This is a genomic window from Streptomyces sp. NBC_00876, from assembly GCF_045207435.1.
GTDB lineage: Bacteria > Actinomycetota > Actinomycetes > Streptomycetales > Streptomycetaceae > Streptomyces.
In genome coordinates, this window is record NZ_CP108800.1 from 1,475,200 (window position 1) to 1,490,959 (window position 15,760).

Sequence of the window (15,760 nt, forward strand, 5' to 3'; positions counted from 1 at the left end):
TTCGTTCCATGGGAAAAACGCACGAACGCATCGACGGGCGGCTGCGCACCTTCATGGAGGAGCAGCACATCTTCTTCACGGCGACCGCGCCGCTGGACGGGGACGGCACGGTCAACCTCTCCCCCAAGGGTGTCAGCGGTTCCTTCGTCGTGCTGGACGAGCAGCGTGTGGCGTATCTCGACTTCGCCGGGAGCACGGCCGAGACCGTCGCCCATCTCCGCGAGAACGGACGCATCACCCTGATGTGGTGCGCCTTCCAGGGACCGCCGAACATCGTGCGCGTGCACGGCCGCGGTGAGCCGGTCTTCCGTGACGACCCCCGGTTCCCGGAACTGCTCGGGCGCTTCGACGGCGTCGATCCCTCGCGGCACGGGCTGCGGGCCGTCATCGTGGTGACGGCCGAACTGATCCGGGACAGCTGCGGGTTCGCCGTCCCCTATATGACGTACGACGAGGACAGGGCCCTGCACGGGCAGCGGTTCGCGCGGGACGACGACGCCTCGCTCAGCGCCTACTTCGAGAAGAAGGACCACATCGCCACCAGCATCGACGGGCTGCCGGGGCTGCCGCTCCCGCTGCCGGCCATGCCGCAGGCCATGTGAGCGGCTGGGCCGTACGGAGCATGCGCGCGTGTGGCCCGGCGGCGGGCGGTCTACGGTCCGGGGCATGCGCAGACTTCTGGTGACCGGTTCGGTCCTGCTCGCTCTCGCCGGTCTGACCGGCGCCGGGCGGCCCCCCTTGGCGACGGCGCCGCTGCCCGTGCGGCTGGCCGACACGGGCGGCGGCAGCCAGCTCATCACGGCCCTGGCGTCCTCCACCGGGTCCACCACGGGCACGGTCACCTGGTGGAGTCTGCGCGAGGGGCGGTGGGTGGCGGCCGGGTCGGCGCCCGCCCGCTTCGGGGCGAACGGGCTGACCGAGGGGGCTTCGCGCAAGCAGGGGACCGACACCACGCCCACCGGTCTGTACGGTCTGCCGTACGCCTTCGGGGTGAAGGCGGCCCCGGCCGGCACGCGCTATCCGTACCGCCGGGTCAACGACCGCTCGTGGTGGTGCCAGGACAACGCGGCGCGCGGATACAACCGGTGGGTGGAACCGCGGCCCGCCGACTGCCGGGCCGCCGAGGCCGAGCACCTGATCGCGTATCCGGCGCAGTACGCGCGGGCACTCGTCGTCGGCTTCAACTACGACCGGCCGGTACGGGGCCGGGGCGCCGGGATCTTCCTGCACGTCAACGGGCGCGGAGCGACCGCCGGCTGTGTGTCCGTGCCGGCGGCCGCGATGGACCGGATCCTGGCCTGGGCCGATCCGGCCCGCCGTCCGCACCTCGCGATCGGGACCCGCTCGGGCCCGACCGCGATCACGCGCTACTGACGTCAGCGCTCGTTCTGCGCGAGCCGCAGCAGATGGTCGGCGAGCGCCTGCCCGCCGGCCGGGTCGCGGCTGATCAGCATCAGGGTGTCGTCGCCGGCGATGGTGCCGAGGATGTCGTGCAGTTCGGCCTGGTCGATCGCCGAGGCGAGGAACTGGGCCGCGCCCGGCGGCGTACGCAGCACCACGAGGTTGGCCGAGGCCTCCGCCGAGATGAGCAGTTCGGCGGAGAGGCGGCGCATCCGCTCCTCCTTGGCCGACCCGCCGAGCGGCGCCTGCGGGGTACGGAATCCGCCCTCGCTCGGCACCGCGTAGATCAGCTCGCCGCCGGTGTTACGGATCTTCACCGCACCCAGTTCGTCCAGATCCCGGGAGAGCGTCGCCTGGGTGACGCTCAGCCCGTCGTCCGCGAGGAGCTTGGCCAGCTGGCTCTGCGAGCGCACCGGCTGCCGGTTCAGGATGTCCACGATCCGGCGGTGGCGCGCCGTGCGGGTCTGCGGCACGGACGGCCCGCCGTGCTCGGATTCCTGCGCCTCGGTCATCGTCGTCGCCTCATTCTCCGGATCGTCCGTCCCCGTATGCCGCGTCGAGAGCGGCCGGCAGCGCCTGGAGGAACGCGTCCACCTCCGCGTCACCGATGATCAGCGGCGGCATCAGCCGCACGACATCGGGGGCGGGCACGTTCACCAGCAGTCCGGCTCCCTGAGCCGCCGCCTGCACCTGGGGTGCCCGGGGCTCGGTGAGCACGATACCCAGCAGCAGACCGGCGCCGCGGACATGGGAGACCAGGGGGTGCCCCAGGCCCTCCACCCCGTCGCGGATCCGCTCGCCGAGCCGCTTGACGTTGTCGAGCGCACCGTCGGCGGCCAGGGTGTCCAGGACGGCGAGACCGGCGGCGCAGGCGACCGGGTTGCCGCCGAACGTCGTGCCGTGCTGACCGGGTGCGAGAAGATCCGCGGCCGCGCCGAACGCCACCGTGGCGCCGATCGGCAGTCCGCCGCCGAGCCCCTTGGCCAGGGTGACCAGGTCGGGCTCCACGCCCTGGTGGGCCTGGTGCTCGAACCAGTTGCCGCAGCGGCCGATGCCGGTCTGCACCTCGTCGAGGACGAGGAGGGTGCCGGTGGCCCGGGTGATCTCCCGGGCCGCCTCCAGATAGCCCTTGGGCGGGACGACCACACCGTTCTCGCCCTGGATCGGCTCGATGATCAGGAGCGCGGTGTCGGTGGTCACCGCGGCCCGCAGCGCCTCGGCGTCCCCGTACGGGACGTGCGTGACGTCGCCGGGCAGCGGGACGAAGGCCTCGCGCTTCTTGGGCTGGCCGGTGAGCGCGAGGGCGCCCATGGTCCGGCCGTGGAAGCCGCCGTCGGTGGCGACCATGTGGGTCCGCCCGGTCAGCCGGCCGATCTTGAACGCGGCCTCGTTGGCCTCGGCCCCCGAGTTGCAGAAGTAGACCTTGCCGGTGCGGCCGAAGAGCTGGAGCAGCCGTTCGGCGAGCGTGACGGGCGGCTCGGCGATGAAGAGGTTGGAGACATGGCCGAGGGAGGCGATCTGGGTGGAGACCGCCTCGACGACGGCGGGGTGGCCGTGGCCCAGCGCGTTCACCGCGATACCGCCGACGAAGTCGAGGTACTCGGTGCCGTCGGCGTCCCACACACGGGCGCCCTCACCGCGGACGAGGGACACCTTCGGGGTGCCGTAGTTGTCCATCAGCGCGGACTTCCAGCGCTGCGAGAGCTCGGCGTTGGTCATGCTTCCCCCTGTGCGTCGGGCACGACCATCGTGCCGATTCCCTCGTCGGTGAAGATCTCCAGCAGGATCGAGTGCTGGACCCGGCCGTCGATGACCCGGGCGGTCTCCACGCCGTTGCGCACGGCGTGCAGGCAGCCCTGCATCTTGGGCACCATGCCGCTGGAGAGCTCCGGCAGGAGCTTCTCCAGTTCGGTGGCGGTGATGCGGCTGATCACGTCGTCGCTGTTGGGCCAGTCCTCGTACAGGCCCTCGACGTCGGTGAGGACCATCAGCGTCTCGGCGTTCAGCGCGGCGGCGAGTGCGGCGGCCGCGGTGTCGGCGTTGACGTTGTAGACGTGGTTGTCGTCGGCGGAGCGGGCGATGGAGGAGATGACCGGGATGCGGCCGTCGTCCAGCAGTGCCTGGATGGCCCCGGTGTCGATCGCGGTGATCTCGCCGACCCGGCCGATGTCGACGGCCTCGCCGTCGATGACCGGGCGGTGCTGGACCGCGGTGATGGTGTGGGCGTCCTCGCCGGTCATGCCGACGGCGAGCGGGCCGTGCTGGTTGAGCAGGCCGACGAGCTCGCGCTGGACCTGCCCGGCGAGCACCATCCGTACGACGTCCATCGCCTCGGGCGTGGTGACGCGCAGCCCGGCCTTGAACTCGCTGACCAGGCCCTGCTTGTCCAGCTGGGCGCTGATCTGCGGGCCGCCGCCGTGCACGACGACGGGCTTGAGGCCGGCGTGCCGCAGGAAGACGACGTCCTGGGCGAAGGCGGCCTTCAGCTCTTCGTCGATCATGGCGTTGCCGCCGAACTTGATGACGACGGTCCTGCCGTTGTGCCGGGTCAGCCAGGGCAGCGCCTCGATGAGGATCTGCGCCTTCGGGAGTGCGGTGTGCTTCCGCGCGGTGCTCATGAGCTGTACGCGCTGTTCTCGTGGACGTAGTCCGCGGTGAGGTCGTTGGCCCAGATGACGGCCGACTCGGTGCCGGCGGCGAGGTCCGCGGTGATCCTGACCTCCCGGTAGCGCATGTCGACGAGGTCGCGGTCGTCGCCGACCCCGCCCTTGCGGCACACCCACACGTCATTGATCGCGACGTTCAGCTCGTCCGGCTCGAAGGCCGCCTTCGTCGTGCCGATCGCGGAGAGCACCCGGCCCCAGTTGGGGTCCTCGCCGTGGATGGCGCACTTGAGGAGGTTGTTACGGGCGATGGAGCGGCCCACCTCGACGGCGTCGTCCTCGGTCGCCGCGTTCACGACCTCGATCCGGATGTCCTTGGAGGCGCCCTCGGCGTCACCGATCAGCTGCCGTGCGAGGTCGTCGCAGACGGCCCGGACGGCCTCGGCGAACTCCCCCTGCTCCGGGGTGATTCCGCTGGCCCCCGAGGCCAGCAGGAGCACGGTGTCGTTGGTGGACATGCAGCCGTCGGAGTCGACCCGGTCGAAGGTGGTCCGGGTGGCCTCGCGCAGCGCGGCGTCGAGCGCGGGGGCGGCGACGTCGGCGTCGGTGGTGAGGACGACGAGCATGGTGGCCAGGCCCGGTGCGAGCATGCCCGCACCCTTGGCCATGCCGCCGACGGTCCATCCCTCTCCGCCGGCGACGGCGGTCTTGTGGACGGTGTCGGTGGTCTTGATGGCGATGGCGGCCTTCTCGCCGCCGTGCTCGCTCAGGGCGGCCGCGGCCTTCTCGATGCCCGGCAGGAGCTTGTCCATGGGGAGCAGCAGGCCGATGAGCCCGGTCGAGGCGACGGCGATCTCACCGGCGCTGTGGCCCTGAAGGACCTCGGCCGCCTTCTCGGCGGTGGCATGGGTGTCCTGGAAGCCCTGCGGCCCGGTACAGGCGTTGGCGCCACCGGAGTTGAGCACGACGGCGGAGACCTCGCCGCCCTTGAGGACCTGCTCCGACCACAGGACCGGGGCGGCCTTGACACGGTTGGAGGTGAAGACGCCCGCGGCGGCGCGACGCGGACCGTTGTTGACCACGAGGGCCAGGTCCGGGTTGCCGCTGTCCTTGATTCCGGCGGCGATGCCCGCCGCGGAGAATCCCTGTGCTGCCGTGACGCTCACGGTGCCACTCCGATCGTGGAAAGTCCGGTGTCCTCGGGGAGCCCGAGGGCGATGTTCATGCTCTGCAGGGCGCCGCCCGCGGTGCCCTTGGCGAGATTGTCGATGGCGCTGATGACGACGATCCGGCCCGCCGACTCGTCGTACGCGACCTGGATCTGCACGGCGTTGGAGCCGTACACCGCGGCGGTGGCGGGCCACTGCCCCTCGGGCAGCAGATCGACGAACGGCTCGTCCGCGAAGGCCTTCTCGTACACGGCGCGCAGCGACTCGGGGCTCACGCCCGGCTTCGCCTTCGCGCTGCACGTGGCGAGGATGCCGCGGGGCATCGGCGCGAGGGTCGGGGTGAAGGAGACGGTGACCGGCTCGCCGGCCGCGGCGCTGAGGTTCTGGATCATCTCGGGCGTGTGCCGGTGGACGCCGCCGACACCGTACGGCGACATGTTGCCCATCACCTCGGACCCGAGCAGATGCGGCTTGGCCGCCTTGCCCGCGCCGGAGGTCCCGGAAGCGGCGACGATCACGGCCTCGGGCTCGGCGAGCTGGGCCGCGTACGCCGGGAAGAGCGCGAGCGACACGGCCGTGGGGTAGCAGCCGGGCACCGCGATACGCTTGGTCCCCGCCAGCCCGGCCCGCCCACCGGGCAGCTCGGGCAGCCCGTACGGCCAGGTTCCCGCGTGCGGCGAGGCGTAGAACTTCTCCCAGTCGGCGGCGTCCTCGAGCCGGAAGTCGGCCCCCATGTCCACCACGAGCACCTCGTCACCGAGCTGCTCCGCCACGGCGGCGGACTGCCCGTGCGGCAGCGCGAGAAAGACCACGTCGTGCCCGGCGAGCACCTCGGGCGTGGTCGGCTGAAGCACCCGTCCGGCGAGCGGCCGCAGATGCGGCTGCAATGCTCCGAGGGGCTGTCCCGCGTTGGAGTTCGCGGTGAGAGCCCCGATCTCGACCTCGGGGTGGACCAGCAGAAGGCGGAGCAGCTCCCCGCCGGCGTATCCGCTCGCCCCTGCCACTGCTGCACGTACCACCATCGAAATCCTCCTCGTCGATGGCATGACTATACGCATCCTTGCACTTTTATGCAAAGGAATGGATCGGCGCGGCCGCTCGGCCGGGACCGGGCAGCCGATCCGACGGCCGGCCATCGCCGGGGCCCGGGTCGGGGCGCCCCCGGGCCGGACGGGGACGGCGCCGGCTCCGGTGCCGGGAGGACACGGCGGAGCGGGTGCATAGGATCGCCGGCATGGCACTGCGACCTGTCCAGGTGAACATCAAGGCTCTCGACGACGCGGCGGTCGGCCGGTTCTGGGCGGAGGCGCTCGGCTGGGGCGTTTCCAGCGAGGGGCCCGGCGTGACCAACGTGGAACCCGGCGGCGGGTTCGTCTGGCCGGACCCGGTCGCCGTCTGCATCGACGTCGTCGCCGTACCGGAACCCAAGGCGGCGACGAAGAACCGTGTGCACCTCGATCTCGCCACCAGCTCGGCGGCCCATCAGGAGGAGTTGGTCACGCGCCTCCTGGCTCTCGGTGCCACGCATGCCGATGTGGGGCAGGGCGACGTGCCGTGGACGGTCCTCGCCGACCCCGAGGGCAACGAGTTCTGTGTGCTGGAGCCGCGGCAGATCTACCGGGACACCGGGCCGATCGCCGCGGTGGTCGTGGACTGCGCGGATCCGCGGGCGATGGCCCGGTTCTGGGACGGGGCGGTGGACTGGACCCTGCACGAGGTGACCGACGAGTCCGCGGTGCTGCGCTCCGCCGAGGGTGTCGGCCCGTACCTCGAGTTCCTCCGCAAGGGCGTGAAGACCGTGCCGGACCGTGTCCATCTCGACCTGCTTCCGTACCCCGGTGACGATCAAGGCGCGGAGGTGGCCCGGCTGATGGCCCTGGGCGCCACCGGCATCGATCTCGGTCAGGGCGATGTCCCGTGGAGGTGCCTGGCCGACCCGGAGGGTCACGAGTTCTGCGTCCTCAGCCCGTCCTCGGCCCCGTCCTGACGGAGCGTCGACGACACGCTGACGGCGATGTGTCCGGGACCGGGCCCACGAGCCGATTGCGTGACATGCCAGGAAGGCCGCGTCACCCTGCGTCGCGCAGCTGAAGAAGGTACGTCGCGGTCAGTGCGACGGCACGGTCCTGGTCGCGCGACAGCTCCACGAGGGCACGGGACGCCTCTGCCCCCGGAACAGCGGCCAGTGCCTGGGTCAGCCGGCCGCGGGCAGAGGCTCCGGCGGTGACGTGAGCCAGGCGTTCGACGAGCCCGGTCGCGATCCGGTCCGCCGTCGCGGTGTCTCTCGCCAGCACGCTCAGAGCATCGGCCGCGTCGGTGTCGTTGCTTCCCTCCACGATCGTGTCGATCAGCGCCGGAACGGCATCGGCCACTCCACGTGTCCCGAGCTCCAGAGCCGCGTACCTGCGGACCACGCCGTCGGGGTTCGCGAGGGCCTGCCGCAGCAGCGCGGTCGCCTCGTCGCCCGGCATCTCGGCGAGGGATTGGACGGCACGTTCCCGCACCGCGGCCACCGGTGAGCCGAGGCCCTCCGCCAGCAGTTCCGCGCCGCCGTCGCCCGAGCGTGCCAGCGCCCATCGAAGCGCTCCGGCGACGTTCGGTTCCGTCTCGCTCAGTACCGCCTCGACCAGGGCTTCCACCGGCACCGGAACCTCGTTGCCCGAGGAAAGGGCCGCTCCCTGGCGCGCGTCGGGGTTCTTCGAGGCCAGTGCCTGGAGGAGAGCGACGACCTGGAGAACGTCCTCCCAGCCCGAAGGGTCCGCGGCATCGATCCGGCGCAGCCGGGTGAGCAGCTCGGTCTCGGCCGCGATGCGTTCGCGCGCCTGACCGATGAGGTCGCCGACGAGCGCCGCGGGCGTGAAGTCCGGATCGTCGAGTGCCCGCCCGACCTCACTCAACGACAGCCCCAGCGACCGCAGGCTCTCGATATGGAAGATCCGCCGGATGTCCTGTCCGGAGTACTCCCGATAGCCGGCGCCGGTACGGCAGGCAGGCCGCACCAGGCCGAGCGACTCGTAATGCCGGAGCATGCGGGAACTGACCCCGGACCGTCGCGCCACCTCACCGATCAACACGCCCTATCGTCCCTCCTCGCCGGACCCGCCGAGGGCCACGGCGCGCTTCGCCTCCTCGACAGCGAACTCGAATCCGGCGTCCGGGTCGCGCAGCAGCCGTCGTGTGGCGAGCGCGTGGGCGCGCACGCGCGGGTCGGCGACCGTCGTCGCGGCAGCGGCACACAGAGCCGGCGCGACGGCCTCTCCCAGTGCGACCAGCGCCCGGCTGAGACTCAGCTGCGTCTCCCGCTCACCGCGCCCGAGCTGCGTCGCCAGCGCCGCGGCCAAGCCGGGCTCCTCGCCTTCCGGTACGAGCACGACCGCGGCCCGCCAAGCGCTCCGCGCCACTTCGTCGTCGGCGTCGGACAACAAGGCCCGTGTGATCGCCGGCCACGCCTGGCGGTCCCCGATCTTGGACAGCGTGTGCAGGGCCTGGCTCCGGGCCTGCGCACGCTCCGAGCGGACCTCTCGGACCAGTTCGGGAAGCGTGAGGGACACGGGGTGGCGGGTGAGCGCCCAGGTCAGCATGTCGCGGACGAAGAACTCGGGCTCGATCGCGCTCCGTTCGACGAGCTTGTCGACGAAGCGCGGGTCGGGTTCCGTACCGACCGCGAGGGCAGCCCGCAACCGCACGGACGCACGGTCGTCCTCCAGCGCCTGGAGCGCTCGTTCCGCATCCGTGTTCTGCCTCGTGACCGTCATCGAGACCACCTCCTCGCGATGCAGTGAAGGCCTTGTCACCGTGTCAAGGTCAAGCCGGGCCACCCCCCGGGCGTCACCGCTCGCAGCGGGCCCGACGCGCGGAGGCAGGAAGGAACGGGTCAGGGGCGCTCTTGGGTACCCTCGTGCCCCATGCCAGCCTCCCGCCTGCATCACGTCGCGGTCCTCGTGCTCGAGGGTGCGAAGCCGCTCGATGTCGGCATTCCCGCGCAGGTCTTCACGACCCGCGCCAGCATGCCGTACGAGGTACGGGTGTGCGGCGCGGCGCCCGGCCTCGTGACCGGCGGCGACGGGCTGTCGTACTACGTCACCCATGGCCTCGACGCGCTCGAATGGGCCGACATCGTCTTCGTGCCCGGCTACCGGTTCCCGGACCGTGAGGACCCGCCCCCGGCCGTCATCGACGCGCTGGTCACCGCCCATGCCCGGGGCGCGCGGCTCGCCGCCATCTCGACGGGGGCGTTCGCACTCGCGGCCACGGGCCTCCTCGACGGCAGGCGCGCCACGACCCACTGGCACTACACACGCTCGCTCGCGGCGAAGTATCCGCTCGTCCGGGTCGACGAGAACGTCCTGTTCGTCGACGAGGGCACCGTCCTGACATCGGCGGGTGCCGCCTCGGGCATCGACCTGTGCCTGCACATCCTGCGCGGCGACCTCGGGGTGGCGGCGTCCAACTACGCGGCCCGGCGCCTGGTCGCGGCCCCGTACCGCAGCGGCGGCCAGGCGCAGTACGTGCCGCGCAGCGTGCCCGAGCCGCTCGGTGAGCGGTTCGCCGCCACCCGCGAGTGGGCGTTGCACCGGCTCGGCGAACCCCTCACCCTCGACGCGCTCGCCCGGCACGCGGCGGTGTCGCCGCGCACGTTCTCGCGGCGCTTCGCCGAGGACACGGGGTACACGCCGATGCAGTGGGTCATGCGGGCCCGGGTCGATGTGGCCCGTGAACTGCTCGAGCGTTCGGAGCGGGGTGTGGAGCAGATCGCCGCCGATGTCGGCCTCGGCACCGGTGCGAATCTGCGGCTGCACTTCCAGCGGATCCTCGGCACCACGCCGAGCGAGTACCGGCGCACCTTCGCCCAGGGCGAATAGCCCGCAGCCCGGGTGGCGGGATCCTTACGGACCATGGCGATCGCGCCGCTGTCAGGGGCGTCGGGCGAGCGCGATGCTGAAGGGGCGAAGAGAAGGGACTCTCACATGACTCGCATCGCCATCAACGGATTCGGCCGCATCGGACGCAACGTGCTGCGCGCGCTGCTCGAGCGCGGCAGCGACCTCGAGGTCGTCGCCGTCAACGACCTCACGGAGCCCGCCGCACTCGCGCGGCTGCTGGCCTTCGACAGCACGGCGGGCCGGCTCGGCCGCCCGGTGACCGTGGACGGGGACACCCTCGTCGTCGACGGCCGCCGCATCAAGGTGCTCGCCGAGCGCGACCCGGCGCAGCTGCCGTGGGCGGAGCTCGGTGTCGACATCGCGCTGGAGGCGACCGGCCGCTTCACCTCGGCCAAGGCCGCCCGCGCCCACCTCGACGCAGGGGCGAAGAAGGTGCTCGTCGCCGCGCCGTCGGACGGCGCGGACGTCACGCTCGCGTACGGCGTGAACAGCGACGCGTACGACCCGGCCCTGCACACCGTCATCTCCAACGCCTCGTGCACGACCAACGCGCTCGCCCCGCTGGCCGCGGTGCTGGACGATCTCGCCGGTATCGAGCACGGCTTCATGACGACCGTGCACGCCTACACGCAGGAGCAGAACCTCCAGGACGGTCCGCACCGCGACGCGCGCCGCGCCCGCGCCGCCGGGGTCAACATCGTGCCGACCACGACGGGCGCCGCGAAGGCGATCGGCCTCGTGCTGCCGAACCTCGAGGGCAAGCTGTCGGGCGACTCCATCCGCGTACCGGTGCCGGTCGGCTCGATCGTCGAGCTCAACACGACCGTCGCCCGCGACGTGACCCGCGAAGAGGTGCTGGAGGCGTACCGCGCCGCCGCCGAGGGGCCGCTGGCCGGCGTGCTCGAGTACTCGGAGGACGCGCTGGTGTCGTCCGACATCACGGGCAACCCCGCCTCGTCGATCTTCGACTCGGAGCTCACCCGTGTCGACGGACGCCACATCAAGGTGGCCGCCTGGTACGACAACGAGTGGGGCTTCTCCAACCGTGTGATCGACACGCTCACGCTGCTCGCCACCCGCTGAACGGCCGCGGGGGCGGTCCCACCGCCCCTGCCGGCGGCCCCCGGCGTGGACTCCCTTGCCGCCCGGCCGAGTTCACCCCGTGTTCACCGGACAACCTTCCGCCCCTCGCGCATGTCTCACCCATGAGCCCTCACACCTCGTACGCCACTGGCTCGACGTACGCGACCAAGGAGGAATGGTGGGCATACGCACCATGCTGGCCGTGACCGTCTGCGCGGTCACGGCACTTACGGGCGGCGCCGCCGCCGCGACGGCAGCGGGTACCGCCGGGGGAACGGCGACCACCACCGTGCGCGAGGACTTCAACGGGGACGGCTACCAGGACGTGGCCGTCGCCGCTCCCGCCGGCACCGTCAACGGCCATTCCTGGGCCGGCTACATCACCCTCGCCTACGGCTCCGACCAGGGGCTGAGCACGGCACACACCACCGTCATCGACCAGGACACCCCGGGCGTCCCCGGCGATCCCGGCGACGATCACGGCTTCGGTTACCGGATGTTCGCCGAGGACCTGGACCACGACGGCCTGACCGACCTCGCCCTCGTGACCAACGAGTCGATCGCGGCCACGGACAACTTCGGCTCGGTCGTCGTCCTGTGGGGCCGCAGCGGCGGCATCACGGGACAGGGCGCCGTGCGGGTAGCGGCTCCGGCCGCCGCCATCATCGGCGAGAACCTCACCGCCGGTGATTTCGACGGCGACGGCAACACGGACCTGATGATGTCCCACAGCGGCGACTGGGACCTGCGCAGCGTGCTGTACGGGCCGTTCACCCGCGCCGGGGCACCCTCCCGCGAGCAGGAGGTGAACATGTTCGACACGGACAACTCCATGTCGAACACCGCGGCCGGCGACTTCAACGGCGACGGTATCGACGACCTGTGCACCTTCTACGTGTACGAGAACCACGCCGAGGGCGGCAAGCTGTGGCTGGGCACCCCGCAGGGCCTGTCGTCGGTCTCCACCCGGCTCCCCGGCGCCGCGGCCACCGCGGTCGGTGACTTCGACAAGGACGGCAAGGCCGATCTCGCCACCCGGGTGATCCCGAACGGCATCACGGAGGACCTGCCCACCGACCCCGGCACCGTCAAGGTCTACTACGGCTCCGCGACCGGCCCCAGCACCACCCGGACGAAGACGATCACGCAGGACACCACCGGCGTGCCCGGGGCGAGCGAGAAGGGCGACCAGTTCGGGGCGCGGCTCAACGCGGGTGACGTGAACGGCGACGGGTACGCCGACCTCGCCGTGGGGGTGCCCTTCGAGGCCATCGAGTCGGTCAGGGGAGCGGGCGCGGTGGTGCTGCTGAAGGGCGGTCCGGGCGGTCTGAGCGGCACCGGCGCGAAGTCCTTCCACCAGGACAGCGCGGGCATGCCGGGCGTGGCGGAGAGCGGTGACCACTTCGGCGGATCGGTCCGGCTGCTGGACACCGACGGGGACGGGAAGGCGGACCTCTCGGCCGGCGCACCCGACGAGAACCTCGGCGCGGTCGCGGACGGCGGTGCGGTGTGGTCCCTGCGCGGCGCCTCCACGGGCCTGACCACGACGGGTGCCCTCGCCTTCAACCCGGTCGACCTGGGCGCTCCGGTACCCGGGGCCCGGTTCGGCCTGGACCTGTCCGGCGACAACGGGCCGAACTTCGGCTGAGCCCGTGAGGGCACGGGGCCACAGCCGCCGGCGGTGTTTCCCCGGCCCCGCGATGACACAGGGGTGGGCCCCGTTCCCTTCGAAGGGAACGGGGCCCACCCACATCGCGGTTTCAGCGGCGGGTCAGGAACGGGGCTCCTGCGCCTTGCCGCTGCGCTCCGCGTTCCGCTCCTTGATGCGCACCGTTTCCTTGCGGACCTCGGCCTGGGTGGCGCGTTCCTTCCGCAGCCACTCGGGGTCGTCCTGCTTCAGCGCGTCGATCTGCTCCGTGGTGAGGGCGTCCGTGACGCCACCGCGTGCGAGACCGGAGATGGAGATGCCGAGCTTGGCCGCGACGACCGGCCGGGGGTGCGGGCCCGTGCTCCGCAGATCCTGCAGCCACTGGGGCGGATCGCTCTGGAGTGCCGCCAGCTCGGTGCGCGAGACGACACCCTCCTGGAACTCGGTGGGGGTGGCCTCGAGGTACACACCCAGTTTCTTCGCCGCGGTCGCGGGCTTCATTGTCTGGGCGCTCTGGTGCGACGTCATGGTGTCAAGAGTATCGAGCGTGTGCGCCGCCGCTGACCACGACCGGTAACCTGGCGGGGTGACAGGCCCGGAAGCAACCCCTTCGTTCCGGCTCGCGTACGTCCCGGGGGTGACACCCACCAAGTGGGTGCGGATCTGGAACGAGCGCCTGCCCGGCATCCCCCTGACGCTCGTCGCGGTCCCCGCCGCCGAGGCGTCCGCCCTGCTGCGCGGCGGTGACGCCGACGCCGGCTTCGTACGGCTGCCGGTCGACGGGGAGGATCTCAGCGCGATCCCCCTGTACACCGAGACGACCGTGGTCGTGATCCCCAAGGACCACGTGGTGGCCGCGGTCGACGAGGTCTCCGTCGAGGACCTGGCCGACGAGATCGTGCTGCATCCGCTGGACGACACCCTCGGCTGGGAGCGGCTGCCGGGCCGTCCCGCGATCGAGCGCCCGGCCACGACGGAGGACGCCATCGAGCTGGTGGCGGCCGGGGTGGGCGTCCTCGCCGTCCCGCAGTCGCTCGCCCGCCTGTACCACCGCAAGGACCTCACGTACCGGCCGCTCTCCGGCGCCCCCGAGTCGCGCATCGCGCTGTCGTGGCCGCAGGAGCGGACCACCGATCTCGTGGAGGACTTCATCGGGATCGTCCGGGGCCGGACCGTGAACAGCACCCGCGGCCGCAGCACGGCGCCCGCGCCCGCGAAGACGAAGGGCAAGGCCCCGGACACCGGCGGCGCCCGGCGCAAGCCCGGGGCCGGCTCACCGGCCGGGAAGGGCGCCCGCAGCGGTTCCGGCGGCGCGAAGGGGGCCAAGGGCTCCCGGGGTGCCAAGGGTGCCGCCGCGGCCAAGCGCGGCAAGCCCCGCCGCCGGCCGTAACGGCATCGCTGTCCGGACATGGTGGTGGCTGCCACCGCGCCCACCACATGCCGCCGGCCCACCACCCGTGCGCACCGCTTCACCGCGCCCGCCCGTCGGGACCTCACGGGCAGATGTCAGGATGGTTCCATGACGAGCAAGGTTTACTTCGACATCACCATCAACGACGAGCCCGCCGGGCGGATCGTCTTCAACCTGTACGACGACATCGTTCCCAAGACCGCGGAGAACTTCCGCCAGCTGGCGACCGGTGAGCACGGCTTCGGCTACAAGGGTTCGTCCTTCCACCGGGTCATCCCCGAGTTCATGCTGCAGGGCGGTGACTTCACCCGCGGTGACGGCACCGGCGGCAAGAGCATCTACGGCGCGAAGTTCGACGACGAGAACTTCAAGCTCGCGCACACCAAGCCGGGCCTGCTCTCCATGGCGAACAGCGGACCGAACTCCAACGGCTCGCAGTTCTTCATCACGACCATCGTGACCTCGTGGCTGGACGGCAAGCACGTCGTGTTCGGCGAGGTCGCCGACCAGGAGAGCATGGACCTGGTCACGAAGATCGAGGGTCTCGGCTCGCAGAGCGGCCGGACCAAGGCGAAGGTCACCATCGCCGACTCCGGGGTCCTCTGATCCAGGCCCGCTCGCGGAACGACTGACCGGACGCGCCGGCCGACGAACACCGTCGGCCGGCGCGTTCTGTCGTACGGGCACCACAGTGTCAACTGAAGGTTGACACCCCTTCCTCTGTCAACCTAAGGTTGACACATGACGCAGCCCACAGGCATGACGCATCCGGTCCGTCTCGACGATCTCATCGACGCCATCAAGAAGGTCCACCCCCACGCCCTCGACCAGCTCCAGGACGCGGTCATCGCCGCCGACCACCTCGGCGACGTCGCCGACCACCTGATCGGCCACTTCGTGGACCAGGCCCGCCGTTCCGGCGCCTCCTGGACCGAGATCGGCAAGAGCATGGGGGTGACCCGGCAGGCGGCCCAGAAGCGGTTCGTCGCCAAGGACCCCGGCGAGCCCTCCGACCTCGACCCCAGCCAGGGCTTCGGCCGCTTCACCCCACGTGCCAAGAACGTCGTGATGGCCGCACAGAACGAGGCGCGCGCCGCGGCCAACGCCGAGATCGGCACCGAGCACCTCGTACTGGGCCTGCTCAGCGAGCCGGAAGGGCTCGCCGGAGTGTTCATCAAGGCACAGGGCGTGGCCCTGGACACCGTCCGCCAGGCCGCCACCGAAGCACTCCCGGCAGCCACCGAGGGCGAACTGCCCGAGCTCATCCCTTACAACGCGGACGCGCGCAAGGCCCTGGAACTCACCTTCCGCGAGGCCCTGCGGATGGGACACAACTACATCGGTACCGAGCACATCCTGCTCGCCCTGCTGGAGCACGAGGACGGTACGGGTCTGCTGAGCGGCCTCGGCATCGACAAGGCGGCCGCGGAGAGGGGCATCACCGAGGCACTCTCGCTCCTCGTCTCCGCACAGCAGCCCGCGCCCGCCGCGCAGGAGGCTCCCGCGCGGGAGGAATGACCGGCCGAGCGGCGGAACCGTGCTGACGGCGAACGTGTCGCGGC

General features: G+C 71.5%; 17 protein-coding genes. 9 read left to right on the forward strand and 8 right to left on the reverse strand.

Going from position 1 to position 15,760, the window contains the following annotated elements; genetic code table 11:
- The first annotated feature begins 8 nt into the window (after window positions 1-8).
- Window positions 9-602, forward strand: a complete 594-nt coding sequence (locus OG782_RS06415; protein ID WP_406448421.1) for a pyridoxamine 5'-phosphate oxidase family protein — start codon at window positions 9-11, stop codon at window positions 600-602.
- Window positions 603-666: 64 nt separating this feature from the next.
- Window positions 667-1,374, forward strand: coding sequence for a L,D-transpeptidase family protein (locus OG782_RS06420; protein ID WP_406448422.1), 708 nt, complete (start codon window positions 667-669; stop codon window positions 1,372-1,374).
- A gap of 2 nt (window positions 1,375-1,376) precedes the next feature.
- Here OG782_RS06420 and OG782_RS06425 read toward each other — a convergent pair whose 3' ends face one another.
- Genes OG782_RS06425 through argC form a run of 5 tightly spaced genes read right to left on the reverse strand, consistent with a single transcriptional unit; the run spans window position 1,377 to window position 6,195 of the window.
- A complete protein-coding gene (locus OG782_RS06425) occupies window positions 1,377-1,913 on the reverse strand; it encodes an arginine repressor (RefSeq protein ID WP_351074245.1) in 537 nt (178 codons plus the stop codon).
- Window positions 1,914-1,923: 10 nt separating this feature from the next.
- Window positions 1,924-3,120, reverse strand: a complete 1,197-nt coding sequence (locus tag OG782_RS06430) for an acetylornithine transaminase (protein WP_406448423.1) — start codon at window positions 3,118-3,120, stop codon at window positions 1,924-1,926.
- Window positions 3,117-4,019, reverse strand: a complete 903-nt coding sequence (gene argB / locus OG782_RS06435; protein WP_406448424.1) for an acetylglutamate kinase — start codon at window positions 4,017-4,019, stop codon at window positions 3,117-3,119. Before argB ends, OG782_RS06430 begins: the two co-directional genes overlap by 4 nt.
- On the reverse strand, window positions 4,016-5,170 hold the full coding sequence (gene argJ / locus OG782_RS06440) for a bifunctional glutamate N-acetyltransferase/amino-acid acetyltransferase ArgJ (protein WP_406448425.1): 1,155 nt from the start codon (window positions 5,168-5,170) through the stop codon (window positions 4,016-4,018). Before argJ ends, argB begins: the two co-directional genes overlap by 4 nt.
- Window positions 5,167-6,195, reverse strand: a complete 1,029-nt coding sequence (argC, locus tag OG782_RS06445) for an N-acetyl-gamma-glutamyl-phosphate reductase (protein WP_406448426.1) — start codon at window positions 6,193-6,195, stop codon at window positions 5,167-5,169. Before argC ends, argJ begins: the two co-directional genes overlap by 4 nt.
- 212 nt (window positions 6,196-6,407) lie before the next feature.
- On the opposite strand from argC, the gene OG782_RS06450 reads away from it, so the two are divergent.
- On the forward strand, window positions 6,408-7,160 hold the full coding sequence (locus tag OG782_RS06450; protein ID WP_406448427.1) for a VOC family protein: 753 nt from the start codon (window positions 6,408-6,410) through the stop codon (window positions 7,158-7,160).
- A gap of 82 nt (window positions 7,161-7,242) precedes the next feature.
- Here the strand turns inward: OG782_RS06450 and OG782_RS06455 are convergent, their stop codons facing one another.
- Both OG782_RS06455 and OG782_RS06460 read right to left on the reverse strand, forming a co-directional pair.
- Complete coding sequence (locus OG782_RS06455; protein WP_406448428.1) at window positions 7,243-8,247, reverse strand: MerR family transcriptional regulator; 1,005 nt, start codon at window positions 8,245-8,247, stop codon at window positions 7,243-7,245.
- A 3-nt stretch (window positions 8,248-8,250) separates the two neighbouring features.
- Window positions 8,251-8,928, reverse strand: a complete 678-nt coding sequence (locus tag OG782_RS06460; RefSeq protein WP_406448429.1) for a HEAT repeat domain-containing protein — start codon at window positions 8,926-8,928, stop codon at window positions 8,251-8,253.
- Between the two features lie 150 nt (window positions 8,929-9,078).
- On the opposite strand from OG782_RS06460, the gene OG782_RS06465 reads away from it, so the two are divergent.
- The 3 genes from OG782_RS06465 (at window position 9,079) to OG782_RS06475 (ending at window position 12,787) form a co-directional block, all read left to right on the forward strand.
- Window positions 9,079-10,035: a GlxA family transcriptional regulator gene (locus OG782_RS06465; protein ID WP_406448430.1), complete on the forward strand. Its 957-nt coding sequence runs from the start codon at window positions 9,079-9,081 to the stop codon at window positions 10,033-10,035.
- A gap of 105 nt (window positions 10,036-10,140) precedes the next feature.
- A complete protein-coding gene (gene gap, locus OG782_RS06470; RefSeq protein WP_406448431.1) occupies window positions 10,141-11,139 on the forward strand; it encodes a type I glyceraldehyde-3-phosphate dehydrogenase in 999 nt (332 codons plus the stop codon).
- Between the two features lie 193 nt (window positions 11,140-11,332).
- Window positions 11,333-12,787, forward strand: coding sequence for an FG-GAP and VCBS repeat-containing protein (locus tag OG782_RS06475; RefSeq protein ID WP_406458879.1), 1,455 nt, complete (start codon window positions 11,333-11,335; stop codon window positions 12,785-12,787).
- 123 nt (window positions 12,788-12,910) lie between these two features.
- Here the strand turns inward: OG782_RS06475 and OG782_RS06480 are convergent, their stop codons facing one another.
- Window positions 12,911-13,315: a DUF5997 family protein gene (locus OG782_RS06480; RefSeq protein ID WP_406448432.1), complete on the reverse strand. Its 405-nt coding sequence runs from the start codon at window positions 13,313-13,315 to the stop codon at window positions 12,911-12,913.
- Window positions 13,316-13,373: 58 nt separating this feature from the next.
- Between OG782_RS06480 and OG782_RS06485 the strand changes: the two genes are divergently transcribed.
- The 3 genes from OG782_RS06485 to OG782_RS06495 all read left to right on the forward strand — a co-directional run bounded on the left by OG782_RS06485 (window position 13,374) and on the right by OG782_RS06495 (window position 15,716).
- On the forward strand, window positions 13,374-14,177 hold the full coding sequence (locus OG782_RS06485; protein ID WP_406448433.1) for a LysR family substrate-binding domain-containing protein: 804 nt from the start codon (window positions 13,374-13,376) through the stop codon (window positions 14,175-14,177).
- Window positions 14,178-14,306: 129 nt separating this feature from the next.
- Entirely contained in the window at window positions 14,307-14,804 is a 498-nt protein-coding gene (locus tag OG782_RS06490) for a peptidylprolyl isomerase (protein WP_406448434.1), read from the forward strand.
- A 135-nt stretch (window positions 14,805-14,939) separates the two neighbouring features.
- Window positions 14,940-15,716, forward strand: coding sequence for a Clp protease N-terminal domain-containing protein (locus OG782_RS06495; RefSeq protein ID WP_406448435.1), 777 nt, complete (start codon window positions 14,940-14,942; stop codon window positions 15,714-15,716).
- Window positions 15,717-15,760 lie beyond the last annotated feature (44 nt).

Bases quoted from the DNA above. Each gene is read 5' to 3' on its own strand.
- OG782_RS06415 (WP_406448421.1), top strand. From the start codon at position 9: ATGGGAAAAACGCACGAACGCATCGACGGGCGGCTGCGCACCTTCATG.
- OG782_RS06420 (WP_406448422.1), top strand. From the start codon at position 667: ATGCGCAGACTTCTGGTGACCGGTTCGGTCCTGCTCGCTCTCGCCGGT.
- OG782_RS06425 (WP_351074245.1), bottom strand. From the start codon at position 1,913: ATGACCGAGGCGCAGGAATCCGAGCACGGCGGGCCGTCCGTGCCGCAG.
- OG782_RS06430 (WP_406448423.1), bottom strand. From the start codon at position 3,120: ATGACCAACGCCGAGCTCTCGCAGCGCTGGAAGTCCGCGCTGATGGAC.
- argB (WP_406448424.1), bottom strand. From the start codon at position 4,019: ATGAGCACCGCGCGGAAGCACACCGCACTCCCGAAGGCGCAGATCCTC.
- argC (WP_406448426.1), bottom strand. From the start codon at position 6,195: ATGGTGGTACGTGCAGCAGTGGCAGGGGCGAGCGGATACGCCGGCGGG.
- OG782_RS06450 (WP_406448427.1), top strand. From the start codon at position 6,408: ATGGCACTGCGACCTGTCCAGGTGAACATCAAGGCTCTCGACGACGCG.
- OG782_RS06460 (WP_406448429.1), bottom strand. From the start codon at position 8,928: ATGACGGTCACGAGGCAGAACACGGATGCGGAACGAGCGCTCCAGGCG.
- OG782_RS06465 (WP_406448430.1), top strand. From the start codon at position 9,079: ATGCCAGCCTCCCGCCTGCATCACGTCGCGGTCCTCGTGCTCGAGGGT.
- gap (WP_406448431.1), top strand. From the start codon at position 10,141: ATGACTCGCATCGCCATCAACGGATTCGGCCGCATCGGACGCAACGTG.
- OG782_RS06475 (WP_406458879.1), top strand. From the start codon at position 11,333: ATGCTGGCCGTGACCGTCTGCGCGGTCACGGCACTTACGGGCGGCGCC.
- OG782_RS06480 (WP_406448432.1), bottom strand. From the start codon at position 13,315: ATGACGTCGCACCAGAGCGCCCAGACAATGAAGCCCGCGACCGCGGCG.
- OG782_RS06490 (WP_406448434.1), top strand. From the start codon at position 14,307: ATGACGAGCAAGGTTTACTTCGACATCACCATCAACGACGAGCCCGCC.
- OG782_RS06495 (WP_406448435.1), top strand. From the start codon at position 14,940: ATGACGCAGCCCACAGGCATGACGCATCCGGTCCGTCTCGACGATCTC.